This is a genomic window from Pseudonocardia sulfidoxydans NBRC 16205 (genome assembly GCF_007989085.1).
In the GTDB taxonomy this organism is placed as follows: Bacteria; Actinomycetota; Actinomycetes; order Mycobacteriales; family Pseudonocardiaceae; genus Pseudonocardia; species Pseudonocardia sulfidoxydans.
The window spans coordinates 52,499-65,508 of sequence record NZ_BJVJ01000032.1; the positions used below are offsets into that span (position 1 = coordinate 52,499).

Annotated in this window: 12 protein-coding genes; 5 read left to right on the forward strand and 7 right to left on the reverse strand. The window is 75.7% G+C overall.

The features are described 5' to 3' along the window. Positions 1 to 15: 15 nt before the first annotated feature. Entirely contained in the window at positions 16 to 2,034 is a 2,019-nt protein-coding gene (locus PSU4_RS32805; RefSeq protein WP_222596290.1) for a TPM domain-containing protein, read from the forward strand. 121 nt (positions 2,035 to 2,155) lie between these two features. On the opposite strand, the gene PSU4_RS16625 is transcribed toward PSU4_RS32805, so the two are convergent. Then, positions 2,156 to 3,016, reverse strand: coding sequence for a pentapeptide repeat-containing protein (locus PSU4_RS16625; protein WP_147109156.1), 861 nt, complete (start codon positions 3,014 to 3,016; stop codon positions 2,156 to 2,158). A 43-nt stretch (positions 3,017 to 3,059) separates the two neighbouring features. Next, entirely contained in the window at positions 3,060 to 3,464 is a 405-nt protein-coding gene (locus tag PSU4_RS16630; protein WP_147109159.1) for a hypothetical protein, read from the reverse strand. Positions 3,465 to 3,965: 501 nt separating this feature from the next. Here PSU4_RS16630 and PSU4_RS32900 point away from each other — a divergent pair. Further along, positions 3,966 to 5,360 (forward strand): VldE C-terminal domain-containing protein, encoded by a 1,395-nt coding sequence (locus tag PSU4_RS32900; RefSeq protein ID WP_307724790.1) that lies wholly within the window; start codon positions 3,966 to 3,968, stop codon positions 5,358 to 5,360. Between the two features lie 568 nt (positions 5,361 to 5,928). Then, positions 5,929 to 6,660, forward strand: coding sequence for a VldE C-terminal domain-containing protein (locus tag PSU4_RS16640; protein WP_147109162.1), 732 nt, complete (start codon positions 5,929 to 5,931; stop codon positions 6,658 to 6,660). A gap of 7 nt (positions 6,661 to 6,667) precedes the next feature. On the opposite strand, the gene PSU4_RS16645 is transcribed toward PSU4_RS16640, so the two are convergent. Further along, a complete protein-coding gene (locus PSU4_RS16645) occupies positions 6,668 to 7,096 on the reverse strand; it encodes a hypothetical protein (RefSeq protein WP_222596291.1) in 429 nt (142 codons plus the stop codon). A 323-nt stretch (positions 7,097 to 7,419) separates the two neighbouring features. Here PSU4_RS16645 and PSU4_RS16650 point away from each other — a divergent pair, with 323 nt between their 5' ends. Both PSU4_RS16650 and PSU4_RS16655 read left to right on the forward strand, forming a co-directional pair. Next, entirely contained in the window at positions 7,420 to 7,980 is a 561-nt protein-coding gene (locus PSU4_RS16650; protein WP_445009149.1) for an ATP-dependent Clp protease proteolytic subunit, read from the forward strand. A gap of 146 nt (positions 7,981 to 8,126) precedes the next feature. Next, positions 8,127 to 9,152: a 6-phosphofructokinase gene (locus PSU4_RS16655; protein ID WP_147109163.1), complete on the forward strand. Its 1,026-nt coding sequence runs from the start codon at positions 8,127 to 8,129 to the stop codon at positions 9,150 to 9,152. Here PSU4_RS16655 and PSU4_RS16660 read toward each other — a convergent pair. From PSU4_RS16660 to PSU4_RS31360, 4 genes are all read right to left on the reverse strand, one after another. Beyond that, positions 9,122 to 9,430 carry an STAS domain-containing protein gene (locus tag PSU4_RS16660; RefSeq protein ID WP_222596292.1) on the reverse strand — a complete coding sequence of 103 codons (309 nt, stop codon included), beginning with the start codon at positions 9,428 to 9,430 and terminating at the stop codon, positions 9,122 to 9,124. The genes PSU4_RS16655 and PSU4_RS16660 overlap by 31 nt on opposite strands. Positions 9,431 to 9,580: 150 nt before the next feature. Further along, on the reverse strand, positions 9,581 to 9,805 hold the full coding sequence (locus tag PSU4_RS16665) for a hypothetical protein (protein ID WP_147109168.1): 225 nt from the start codon (positions 9,803 to 9,805) through the stop codon (positions 9,581 to 9,583). Between the two features lie 36 nt (positions 9,806 to 9,841). Beyond that, complete coding sequence (locus PSU4_RS16670; protein WP_147109170.1) at positions 9,842 to 11,125, reverse strand: YeeE/YedE family protein; 1,284 nt, start codon at positions 11,123 to 11,125, stop codon at positions 9,842 to 9,844. A gap of 22 nt (positions 11,126 to 11,147) precedes the next feature. Further along, positions 11,148 to 13,010 (reverse strand): hypothetical protein (locus PSU4_RS31360; protein ID WP_186817001.1); only part of this gene is annotated, 1,863 nt, incomplete at its 5' end.

The following is a 13,010-nucleotide window of genomic DNA, read 5'->3' on the forward strand; positions in this document are numbered from 1 at the left end:
CGACCCGGACACGTGATGATGGTCGGTGACACCCCGATGATCGGAGTCCACGTGCGCCGGTTCCCCGCCCTCGCCGCGCTCCTCGCGGCGCTGGTCGTCACCTTCCTCGCCGCGGTCACCGGCGTCGCGTCGGCCGAACCGCCGTTGCGTGCCGGCGACCGGATCACCGACAACGCGGGCGCGCTCGACGCGTCCGGCCGGGCCCGGGTCACCGACTCGATCGCGCGGCTGCGCACCGACACCGGCTACGACCTGTTCGTCGTCTACGTGCGCTCGTTCGACGGCCGCGGCGGCCAGGACTGGGCGCGCGCCACCGCCGTGCAGTCCCAACTCGGCGACCGTGACGTCCTGCTCGCCGTCGCGACGGTCGACCGCGCCTACGGCTACGACGTCGCCGACAACTTCCCCGAGTCCGACTCCACGATCGAGCGGATCGTCTCCGACCAGGTCGAGCCTCAGCTGGCCGCGAGCGACTGGGCGGGCGCCGCCGTCGCGATGGCCGACGGGCTGCGCGCCGGCGGGAGCAGCGGCGTCGGGACGTTGCCGCTCGTCGTCGGCGGGGCCGTGGTCGTGGGCGGTGGGGCGTGGCTTCTCACCCGCCGCCGTCGCGCGGCCGCGCACAAGGAGGCCGACGCGGGCCGTGCTCCCGGGCCCGTGGCTCCCCCGGACCCCTTCCCCGGCGAGGCCACCACCGACCTCGCCTACCGCTCCAGCCAGGCGCTGCTCGCCGTCGACGACGCCGTCCGCACCTCCGAGCAGGAGCTGTCGGCCGCGCGCGCGCATTTCGGCGACGAACCCGTCGCCCCCTTCGCCGCCGCCCTCGACGCCTCCCGCACCGACATGCTCGCCGCGTTCGAGATCCGCCAGCTGCTCGACGACGACGTCCCCGAGGACGAGCCCACCCAGCGCCGCATGCACGCCGAGATCCTGCGCCTGGCCACCGCCGCCGACGAACGGCTCGACACCCAGGTCGAGGCCTTCGACCGGCTCCGGGCACTCGAGACCGACGCCCCCGGCTACGTCGAGGGCGTCGCCGCCCGGCTGGAGGCCGTCGCCGCCCGCGTCGCGCCCGTCGAGGCTGTCTGGGCGCAGCTGCGGGGACGCTGGGCCGCCACCGCCCTCGACCCGGTCGCCGGCAACCTCGACCAGGTCAAGGCCTTGCTCGGCGACGCCCGCACCGAGATCACCGAGGCCCGCTCCCGGCTCGCGACGCCGCCGCTGGCCGTCGTCGACGGGCGCGCCGCCGAGGACGCCGTCACCCAGGCCGAGACGCTGCTCGACGGGGTCGAACGCCGCGACCGTGAGCTCGCCGAGGTCGCCGGACAGATCCCGGCCGCCCGGGCCGAGGTCGAGCAGGACCTCGCCGAGGCCGCTGCGCTGCCCTCGGCCGACCAGGGCGTCGTCGCCCGGGCCCGGGCCGCGCTCGTCGCCTCCGCGCAGGCCGCCGCCGGCCCCACCCCGGACCCGATCGCGGCGCTGCACCTGCTGCAGGAGGCCGACGAGGCGCTCGACCGCACCGTCGCAGACGCCCGTGAGCAGCAGGAACGCGACCGGCGCACCGCCGCCGCCCGCGACCAGGCGCTGCTCACCGCCCGTTCCGCGGTCGCGGCCGCGGAGGACTTCGTGTCGACGCGACGCGGCGCCGTCGGCACCGACGCCCGCACCCGGCTCGCGGAGGCGCAGCGCCACCTCGCGGCGGCGTCCGCGGGTGGGGATCCGGCCGTCGGGCTGCAGGAGGCCCAGCAGGCGGAGGCGATGGCCCGCCAGGCCCTCGACCTGGCGCGGTCCGACGTGTCCCGCTGGTCCGGCCCGTCCGGCGGTGGGGGCGGCAACATCGGCGTCGATCTCGGCAGTCTCGTCCTCGGCGGCATCCTGTCCGGTGCGCTGCGCGGAGGCGGCGGCGGGTACAGCGGCGGCGGGTTCGGTGGTGGTGGGTTCGGTGGCGGCGGGTTCGGTGGCGGCGGTGGCCGGTCCCCCGGCAGCTTCGGTGGCTCCTCGTCCCGCGGCCGCCGCGGGGGTGGCGGCCGCTTCTGATCGCGCGAGGCTCCCGCTCTCCCGCGAACGAACGGCACAGTCGCGCAACTCAGTTGCGCGACTGTGCCGTTCGTTCGGTCGGGGTGGGGTTCACGCAGGCCGCCGGCGTGGGCGGGGCTCGTCAGCGGCGGGCGCGACGGCGGCGGGTGCGCGCCGGGTCCGCCGCGGCGGTCGCCGGCCAGTGCGCCGGGCGGTCGAGGACGGACGGCAGCCGGGTCGCGGCGTCGCCGCGGGCGCCGTGGAGCTGGAAGCGGGTGAGGAACAGGCTCGTCGACAGGTCGGCACCGGCGAGGTCGGCACCGCGGATGTCGGCGCCGATGAGTTCGGCGGCGCGCAGGTCGGCACCCCGCAGGTCGGCCCCGATCAGCAGGGCGCCGCGCAGGTTCGCCCCGCGCAGGTCGGCACCGCGCAGCCGGGCCCCGGCGAGATCGGCACCCCTCTTGTTCGGCCGCGGCCCGGGCGAGGCGGCCCGCACCCGTTCCCCGACGCCCAGCAGGATCTCGTTCACCCGAGCCCGGTGCGCGTCGACGTCGACCCCGGCGAGCGCCTCGGAGGCGAGGCAGGCGATCCGCTCGGTCTCGGTGAGAAGGGCGCGGGCGTCGTCGTGCAGGGCTGCGGCGGCGGGCGTGGCCAGCGACTCGGCGAGGTACCAGCGCAGCTCGTGGATCGGGCGCATCACCTCGAACGCGGCGAACATCGACGTCGCCAGTTCGGGCTCGGTGCGCCAGTCACGGCCCCCGAACGTCACCTGCGCGACCTGCTGGCCGGCGCCGAAGCAGTCGAACACGGTGCAGCCCGGCCAGCCCTCGTCGCGAAGGCGGTCGTGGATGCCGCAGCGGAAGTCGTCGAGCAGGTTGCGGCAGGCGGTGCCCGCGGGCTTGTCGACGGGGAAGTCCGACGACCGCGCGAACGCCGGTGCGACGCAACAGAGCCCGGCGCAGGCACCGCAGTCGGCACGCAATGCTGATCGGGGGTCGGGCACCGGTCCTCCGGGGGTCTGGTCGGCCGACGCTACCCCCGGTGGGTCAGGCCTCGAGCCGGGCCCGGGCCCACCGCACCGGGACCGCGCACCCGGCGACGAACGCGGCCCCGAGGAACGTCCCGCACGCGACCATCACCGCACCGACGGCCCAGAGGCCCGTCGTGTCGGTGGACGCCGTCGCAGCCCAGGCGGCGGTGAAGGCGACGGTCACCGTCGGCACCACGACCCACACCGGCAGCCGGGCACCGGCGACGGCGGTGACGACGATCAGCGACAGCACGCATCCCGCGATCTGCCAGCCGGCGTACGGGCCCGAGGTCGTCCCGGTGACGGGGTCGACCTGGTAGGTGGTGTCCCACGCGGCCCAGGCCCACCAGCACCCCGCGCTCGCCACGGCGAGCAGGACGACGCCGACGAGGCACGCAAGGGGAGTCCGGTTCGAGATCATGGCCCGATCGTCGGCATGCTCGTGCGGCGCCGCATCCGTACGACTACGGACCCCCGGGACACGGCTTCGTCACCCACCAGGGTGTCCCGAACGGGTGAACCGGCTGTGACCGGCACGACTCGCTGCGCTGAACATGTGATGCGCTTCACCGCAACTCAGCCGCTCGTCGCGCGTCGTCGGCGTCTCGGCGAGGGCGTCCGAGTGCCGGACGAAGTTCGCGCGGCGCCGCCCTACCGTCGACGCCGGATCACGAATCGGTCACGCAGGACGCGGAGACTCCCCACTCCGCCGGGTTCCCCCCGACCCCGGACGTCCGCCGACGAGTGATCAGGAAGGTTCGTCGTGGCACGGCACCGCTCCCCCGAGGGCCGCCCCACGCAACCGGAGCTCCGCGCGGCACTCGACGCCGCCCGGACACGCTCCGGCCGTGCGGCAGGGCCCCGTCATGCTCTCTCGACCCCCGACCCGTCCGTCGACGCGTCCGGCTCCGCAACCCGGTCCGTGACCGCGTCGGCCGCCGGGTCCGCATCGGACGCAGGCCCGGTCGTCGCTGCCGACGCGACCGACGACGACATCCCGGTCAGACGCGGGTCCGCCGTCGCGCTGGCCGAGCGGCCGTCGTTGCCGCGGGTCGGCGTCACCCTCGTCCCCGCCCCGCGCAGCACCGGCGGAGCGCAGCGCGTCCTGCGCCGCAAGGGTTCTCAGGCGACGTCGGCGCCGGTCGCGGCGCCCGACCGCGACGGCGACGAGCGGTCCGAACCGGATCGCGACCCGATGGTCGACACCGCCGTCGACATCTGGTCGCCCGAGTTCTGGACCCCCGGCACGCACACGCCCGCGTTCGGGATATCGACGGTCCGCGATCCCGAGGCGCTCGTCCCGGCCCAGCGCGGCGCGTCGGGCTCCCCGCTGTTCACCCCGGACACCGACGACCCCGACGACGCTGCCGACGTCGACGCTGCCGTCGACGCGGCCGACTCCGACGCGGCCGCGGCCCCCGCCGGGCTCGCGGGCGACGCGACGGACCCGAAGCGGGCGGGCGGGCCACCCGTCGACCTCGACGACCCCGACGTCTCGGTCGACGCCGACGACCCGGGCCGCCGCGGCCTCGCCCGCATCCCCACGAAGGTCAAGCGGACCGCGGCGCTCGTCGTCGCGGCCGGCAGCGCGCTGACGCTGGTCGGGACGGTGGCCTCGCTGCCCCACGTCCCCACCGGCACCAACGCCGCCCTGCAGCTCGACGACTCCGCCGCGGCCGACCCCGTCACCGCCGGCTCGTCCGACGCCCCACCGGCGCTCGACACCACCGCGCTGGTGGCGGCGGTGCAGGACGCGCAGCAGCACGCCGCGCAGATCGCGACGACCCAGCGGGCCGAGGCCGAACGCAGGTCGGCCGAGGCGAAGGCCGCCGCAGACGCGAAGGCCGCGGAGGCGAAGGCGGCCGAGGCGAAGGCGGCAGCCGACAAGAAGGCCGCCGAGGCCAAGGCCGCCGCCGCACGCACGACCACCGCGGCGGGCTCCGCGAACTGTGGCCTCTCGACCGGCGGCCTCGGCGGGGTCAAGCCGTGGGTCGCCAACGCCGCCCAGTTCCTCGGCTGCCTGTTCGGCAAGCCGCAGATGCTGGGCGTCGGCAGCCGCGGCAATGCCTCCGACCACCCCGGCGGGCTCGCGCTCGACTTCATGGTGTCCAAGTCGGTCGGCGACCGGCTCGCCGCGTGCGCGCTGCGCAACAAGGACGCGCTGGGCATCACCTACGTCATCTGGCAGCAGCGCATCAACTACGGCAGCGGCTGGAAGGCGATGGAGGACCGCGGCGGCGCGACCGCCAACCACATGGACCACGTGCACCTGTCGTTCGCGAAGTCGGCGCCGGGCGGCACGCCCGTCGCCTGCTGACGCAGGTTCACGCAGCGCGTCCGCTCCCCCGGCCGCCCCGGACCGACCGCACGTCGGTCGCACCGGGGCGGCCGTTCGGCGCGTGGAGATCACCGGCGGACCATCGTCGTGTCGGATTCGTGACCGATCGGCTAGGTTTCGACCGGATCACGGCGATCGGCTCCCCGCGGACGAGGACACCTGTCCACCCGGCTCCCCACCGGGCGTCCGGTCGGTCGACGAGGTCGGAAGGCAGGTCGTGTCCCGGCACCGCTCCCCAGGCGGCCGGCGCGCGCGACGTGACCTCGAGCCGGTCCACGCCGGCGTGACGGTTGCGGCGCGCCGCGTCCCGCCCCACCCCTCGGCTCCGGCCGGCGCGGGCTCCGTCGCTCTGCTCGAACGCCCGGCGCCACCGCGTCCCCGGCACACCGCCGGGCCCGCGAGGGCGAGCGCCCCTTACCCGGTCCCGCGCGGCCGGCACACACCCCAGCACCCGGTCCCGCCCCACCCGCCCGCGCCGCCGTTCACCCCGCCGCCGGCCACCCCGCCGTCCGGTCCGCCGTCCACTCCGGACGCGGCCACCGCCCGGGTGTCGCGCCGCGCCGCCGAGCGGGTCGCCCGGTCCCACACCGGCCGTGCGCAGGCCGTCGCGGCCGCCGCCGTCGCCGGCAGCACCCTGGCGGTCACGCTGCCGCTCGTCGCGCTCATCGAGAACGACGCCCCCGACCTCACCGCCTCGACGGCCGCGCTGCAGCTCACCGCGGGCGACGCGGCGCAGCCCGTCGTCTCCCCGACGACCGGCAGGCTGCGCTCGTTCAGCCCGGTCGCGGCCACGTCGGCGAGCGGGGCCGAGCCCGCCACGGCCGACGCGGAGTCGCTGCTCAAGGCCGTCGGGATGGCCGAGATCGCGCAGAAGGCCGCCGCCGCGCAGGCCCGCGCCGAGTGCGCGATCGACCTGTCCGGCCTGGGCCGGGTGAAGCCGTGGGTGTCGTCGGCGGCGAAGTTCCTGTCCTGTCTGTACGACGAGCCCGACCTGATCGGCGTCGCCGGGCGCGGCCGGGTGTCCGACCATCCGCTCGGCCTGGCGCTCGACCTCATGACCCGCGGCGCGGAGGGCGACCGGATCGCCGAGTGCGCGCTGCGCAACCGTGAGGCACTCGGGATCAGCTACGTGATCTGGAAGCAGCGGATCAACTACGGCTCGGGCTGGCAGCGGATGGAGAACCGCGGCAACGAGACCGAGAACCACTTCGACCACGTGCACATCTCGTTCGAGCGGTCGGCGGGCTCGGGCACCCCGGACGCGAGCACCTGCGGCTGAGCCCGGCTCAGGGTGTCGGCTCCTGGTCGGGGGCGCCGGGAGTGATGCGGTCGCGCTTCATCTCGGCCTCGTGGACGTGGCGGCGGCCGTCCATCGTGGCCTCCCGCACCTCGCGTTCGAGGTCCTTCCAGGCGCGGTAGTAGCCGTCGTCGAACTCCTCGATCACCTGGAACGTCCACCGTCCGGGCAGGACGTTGCGGCCGACGAGCTCGCGCGCGATGCGGTCGGCCCAGTCGGCGTGACCGGTGGCGCGCAGGCCGTCGACGACGTCGTCGAGCATCCCGTCGGCGCCGCCGATGAGCTGGTGGGCGTCGTAGAGGGCGCCGCGGGCCCGTTCGATCGTCTCGAGCGCCTCGGACAGCTTGCCGACGGCGGCGACGAGCGCGTCGGGGGCGCCGGCGGGGCGGGCGTGGGCGTCGTCCAGGGGTTCGGGCACGCGCCGCACTACCCGGTCCCGGCGGCGCGGAAACGCCGTCCGCCGCGGGCGAACACCCTCGGCTCCTGGCGAACAGGGCACCACCCCGCCCTGTGAGTGGCAATAGTCGCCATAGCGACCATTGCCACTCACGACCCCCGGGAGATCCTGTGCGCCGCAGCACCGACACCGTCCTCCATGTCCTCCCCCGCGCTGTGACGGGCACGCTCGGTGTCGACCACAGGGGCAGCGGCGAGCCCCCGACGCGGCCCGTCCCGCTCCCCGTCCCCCCACAGCCGGCGCGCCCGCCGCAGCCGCTCGTGCCGGGCACCTCCGGCGCCGTGCTGCGCTGGGCCGGCGCGGGCGCCGGTGGCGACGGCCTGTTCGACCGGCTCCTCGAGGACCGGATCGTGTTCCTGGGCAAGGAGGTCGACGACGCGATCGCCAACCGCATCACCGCCCAACTGCTGCTGCTGGCCGCCGACGACCCGGTCGCCGACATCACCTTCTACGTCAACTCCCCCGGCGGCTCGGTGACCGCGGGGATGGCCATCTACGACACGATGCAGGTGATCAGCCCCGACGTCGCCACCTACGCGGTGGGGTTCGCGGCGTCGATGGGGCAGTTCCTGGTGACCGCCGGAGCGCCCGGGAAGCGGCACGCCCTGGCGCACAGCCGGATGCTGATGCACCAGCCGTCGGCGGGGCTCGGGGGCACGCACTCGGACATCGCGATCCGCGCGGGCGCCTACGCGGACATGAAGCGCGAGGTCGCGCGGCTGACCGCCCGCCACACCGGACGCGACGTCGACACCATCACCGCAGACGCCGACCGCGACCGCTGGTTCACCGCCGAGCAGGCCCGCGAGTACGGCCTGGTCGACGAGGTGATCGGCGAGGTGTGAACCAGGTTCTGCGAGGTGGGAGTCGTGAGTGGCGATAGTCGCTCCAGCGACTATCGCCACTCACAGGGGCTTGCGCACGCGTCGTCGCCGCACCCGCTAGCGTCGTCCCCGCGAAGCTTCTGCATCGATGGAGAGGAACCACCGGAATGCGCGTGGGCGTCCTGACCGGCGGCGGCGACTGCCCCGGTCTCAACGCGGTCATCCGTGCGATCGTGCGCCGCGGCGTGCCCGAGTACGGGTACAGCTTCCTCGGGTTCCGCGACGGCTGGCGCGGACCGCTCGAGGCCCTGACCAAGCCGCTCGACATCCCGGCCGTGCGGGGGCTGCTCCCCCGCGGCGGCACCATCCTCGGCTCGTCGCGGACCAACCCGTTCGCCATCGACGACGGCGTCACGAAGATCAAGAAGAACCTGCAGAACCTCGGGGTCGACGCACTGATCGCGATCGGTGGCGAGGACACCCTCGGCGTCGCGACGAAGCTCCACGAGATGGGCGTGAACGTCGTCGGCGTGCCGAAGACGATCGACAACGACCTGTCGGGCACCGACTACACGTTCGGCTTCGACACCGCGGTCACGATCGCGACGGAGGCGATCGACCGGCTGCACACGACGGCCGAGTCGCACCACCGCACGCTGATCGTCGAGGTCATGGGCCGCCACGCCGGCTGGATCGCGCTGCACTCCGGGATGGCGGGCGGCGCCAACGCCATCCTCGTCCCCGAGGTGCGCTTCGACATCGACAAGGTGTGTGAGTGGGTGGAGAGCCGGTTCCGGCTCGACTACGCGCCGATCATCGTCGTCTCCGAGGGTGCGATGCCCAAGGACGGCGAAGAGGTGCTGCTCACCGGCGACAAGGACGCGTTCGGGCACGTCCGCCTGGGCGGCATCGGCGACTGGCTGGGCCGCGAGATCGAGTCGCGCACCGGCAAGGAGGCCCGCACCACGGTGCTGGGTCACGTGCAGCGCGGCGGCACCCCGACCGCGCGCGACCGTTGGCTCGCGACCCGGTTCGGCCTGCACGCGATCGACGCGGTCGCGGCCGGCAAGTGGGGCCAGATGACGGCGCTGCGCGGTACCGACATCGTGACGGTGCCGCTGCAGGAGGCGACGAAGCAGCTCAAGCTCGTCGATCCCGCTCTCTACGCCGAGGCCGAGGTGTTCTTCGGCTGATCCGGCGGCGGGCGTGGCTCGATGTCGACGACGCCGTCGAGCCCGCACGCCAGGAGGAGGTCGGTGAGCCGCTGCGGCGCGCCGACGAACCGCAACCGGCCCCCGCACCGGCGGGCGTGCAGGACCAGCCGCAGCAGGGCGTCGACCGCACGCGCGTCGGGTGCGACGACGGCGCCGACGTCACAGGCGACGTCGACCCCCGCACACAGCAGCGCGTGCACCCTGGCCGCGGCCAGGTCGGGGCGACCCGCGCCGAACACGACGGTCTTCACGCCCATGTGACGACGGGGCCGCCCCGGACTCATCGGTCGGCCCCGGCGCGCGCCCGTCGGTATGAGGGGCGCGACGGGCGTGTGGGGGCCGTCGCGCCACGAGTCGGTCGACAGCGTGCGCGACGGCCCCCACATCCCCCTGCGACGGGTCCGGGATCAGCCGAGCCCGCCGACGAGGTCGAACACCGGCGGCAGCACGGTGCCCAGTCCGAGGGTGGGGTCAGGCACGGGGACGGCCGGTGCGAAGTGGAGCACCTGCAGCGGCACGGCGCCGGCGACGGGCGCGGCGGGGACGGCCTCGTCGGCGTGTGCCACGCCGGTGCCGGCCAGCGCGAGCGCACCGGCCCCGACGGTCACCGCCGCGATCCTGCGAACGAACATGTGGGTTCCTTCCTGTGGCTGCGGACGGGGAGTCCGTCAGCAGATCGAGTCGCTCGGCTTCGGGTTGGTGAGGCCGAACAGTGGCCGCAGCTTCAGCCCGACGAACGTGCCGCCCAGCGCGACGACGCCCCAGATCCAGCCGTGCAGGCTCATGGAGGCGATGCCGCTGAAGTAGGCGCCGATGTTGCAGCCGCCGGCGAGGCGGGCGCCGTACCCCATCGCGATGCCGCCGAGGACGGAGCCGAGCGCGAGCTTCCACGGCACCCGCTTGTGCAGGACGAACGCGCCGCCCAGCGCGGACGCGACGAGGGCGCCGACGATGACGCCGAAGTCGAGGACGGAGATGCGGTCGGCGAACACCGAACCCTGCAGCGCCTTGGCGTTGGCGGGGACCTGGAAGTACGCCCAGCTCGCGACGTCGACACCGAGGCCGGACAGGACCTTGCCGCCCCACAGCCCGAACGCCGAGGTCACCCCCCAGGGGCCGCCGGAGACGAACAGCACGCCGGCGTTGAGCACGGCGAGCACGATCGCGCCGACCCACATCGGCCACGAGCCGCGCAGCACGCGCGCGATGCCACGGGCCGACGCCGGCCGCTCCACCGGCGGCGGGGTGCGGCGGCGGGCGACGACGTAGGTGATCGCGACGATCGTCGCCATCACCAGCAGGGACAACGCCACCGCGCCCGGGAAGCCGAACGTCTCCGCCAGCGAGACCGGGGTGCCGGCCGGGACCGTCACGGTCCAGAAGGTGAACGTCAACGCCGCGAGGACCGAGCCGACGATGAAACCGAACAGCGTCAGCACCACGGCGGTCTGGCCGCTGCCGACGGCGAACAGTGTTCCCGACGCGCACGAGCCGCCGACCTGCATGCCGATCCCGAACAGGAACGACCCCACCAGCAGCGGGATCCCGACGGCCGCGACCGACGGCTTCGGCGTCCCCGCCAGTGAGAACCCGCCCGCGAGCAGGACCGAGAACAGGATCGTCGCCGTCGCGAGCATCAGCATGTGCGCGCGCACCGCCGCGCCCTGGCCGACGGCCGCGAGCTGGCGCCAACCCGAGGTGAACCCGAACCGGGAGTGGAACAGCGTGAAACCCAGCGCGAGGCCCAGCGCCGCGGTCCCCGCCATGATCGGCCCGGCGATGCGGGCAACGACCCACACCAGCGCGACGGCGAGCACGAGCCCGATCGCGACGACGACCCTGTTGGCGGGCGGGGCCGGTGGCGCGTCCGGGGTGAACGAGACCCGCTCGGCCTCGGGGACGAACCGCAGCGCACGGACGACGGTCCGCTGCGGTGGGACGTCGACGGTCATGGGGAGCTCCTGATCTCGGGTTTCACGTCCCGGCCAGCGGGCCGGTGACGGGCACGACGGTTCCGCCGGGGAACCACGCCGCGGGGTTGACGGCGCCGTGGCCCATGTCGGCCATGTCGCCGGGGCCGGACATCATCGGGACGTCGACGGGTGCGGCGCCGTAGAGCCGGGGCCGGTCGTCGGTGAGCGAGCGGGTCGCGGCGACCCAGGCCAGGTACCCGGACGCCGACGGTGCCGCCCCGGGGAACGTCGCCGCGAGCGTCGCCGCGTACTGCTGCGGCCCGGCGTCCTGTGGGCTGAACTCCAGTGGCAGCACCGACGACTGCGCCTGCGTCACCACCGACGGCGTGAGCAGCCACGGCGCGAGGAACGTCCCGCCCACGTAGGTGGGCTCCGCCACGGCCAGCCGCGTCGCGGTGCGCAGCGTGTCGGCGGCCTGCGCCCACCCGCCGACGACGACCAGCGCCACGTCGGCGCCCGGTTCGTCGACGAGCCGCACCTGGTGGCGGGCGGCCTCCTCGCGCACGACGGCCGCGGCCGCCTGTGAGCGGGGCGAGTCGTCGGACACCAGCCGGATCGCGGCGACGCCGTGCTCCCCGACGAAGTTCGTCATGGCGCGCAGCGACACCGCGTCGCCCGCGGCGAGCACGTCCGACGGGCAGGCCGGCATCGGCGCCTCGGCGCCCGCGGCGGTGCGGGCGACGAACGTGCCGAGCAGCGCGCTCGCGCACTCGGGCCCGTCGGTCCCGCCGAGCGCGGTCGGCGCACCCGGGGTGGAGCCGACGTCGATGGGCACGGACGCGTCGAGCGGGCCCGCGCGCAGCGTGAGCCGTTCGGTGCCCGCGGAGATGTCGACGACGGCCCAGCCCCCGGTCGCCCCGTCCCGCGTGGTGACGGTGACCGGGCCGGGCCCGGCGTCGACGGTCAGGCCGGCGGGCCCGGTCGGCGCGCCGCCGTGGTGTCCGGCGGGCGTGGCGGGTGCCTCGGCCAGGGTCGCGCCGGGGGCGGGGTAGCCGGAACCGCTGACCTGCACCAGGTTCGGCCCGGGACGCATCGGCGCGACGAGGACGGCGAGCTGGGTGCCGCCGAGGTCGACGGCCCGCAGCAGCGGCTCGCCCGGGGTCGCGCCCGGTGCGGGGGTGGGCAGGGCGGCCAGCCCCGCGACGGCGGCGAGACCCGTCGCCGTCGCCACGACGGCGATCCGCTGCAGCTCCACGGCACGCGCGCGCCCGCCCCGGGAGCCGGTGAGCACCCACAGGACGGTGGCGGCGGCGGGCAGCAGCACACCGGCCAGCGCGGCCAGCCCGTAGGGCGTCGCGACGACGTCGTCCAGCGTCGCGGGCCCGGACACGGCGAGCTGCAGCAGGCCGGCCAGGGTCGTCACGGCGCCGGCGGCGATGGCGATGCGCCGCACCGGCAGCCGGGGCCGGGCGCGGCGCTCGGCGCGTCGGGTCCCGGTGGCGTCGGGGACCGGCGACCGGCGACGGACCGGGCGACGGCGGGTCGCGGCGTCGAGGTCGGCCCGGACATCAGCACGGACCTCGGCACGGACCTCGGCACGGACCTCGGCACGGGGCTGGGTGCGGCGCAACGTCGCCGTCCCGCCGCGGCGGGCGGGGCCGGTCGCCGTGGGTCCCCCGTCGACCGCGGGGTCCGCCACCCCGCGGCGGACGCCCACGGCGACCGGCAGTTCTGTGGACCGGCGCGCGGCACGTGGTGCCGCCGCACGGTCGGACCGGGTGGACACACCGGCACGGGCGGGCACGGGAGCGCGGTCGGGACCGGCAGGGCGGGCCGGCGCGGCGGCGCGGTCGGTACGGGCCGGCACGGCGGCGCGGTCGCGCGGCGCCCCGTGGCCGTCGTCGCGGCGTGCGCGGCGGGCGGG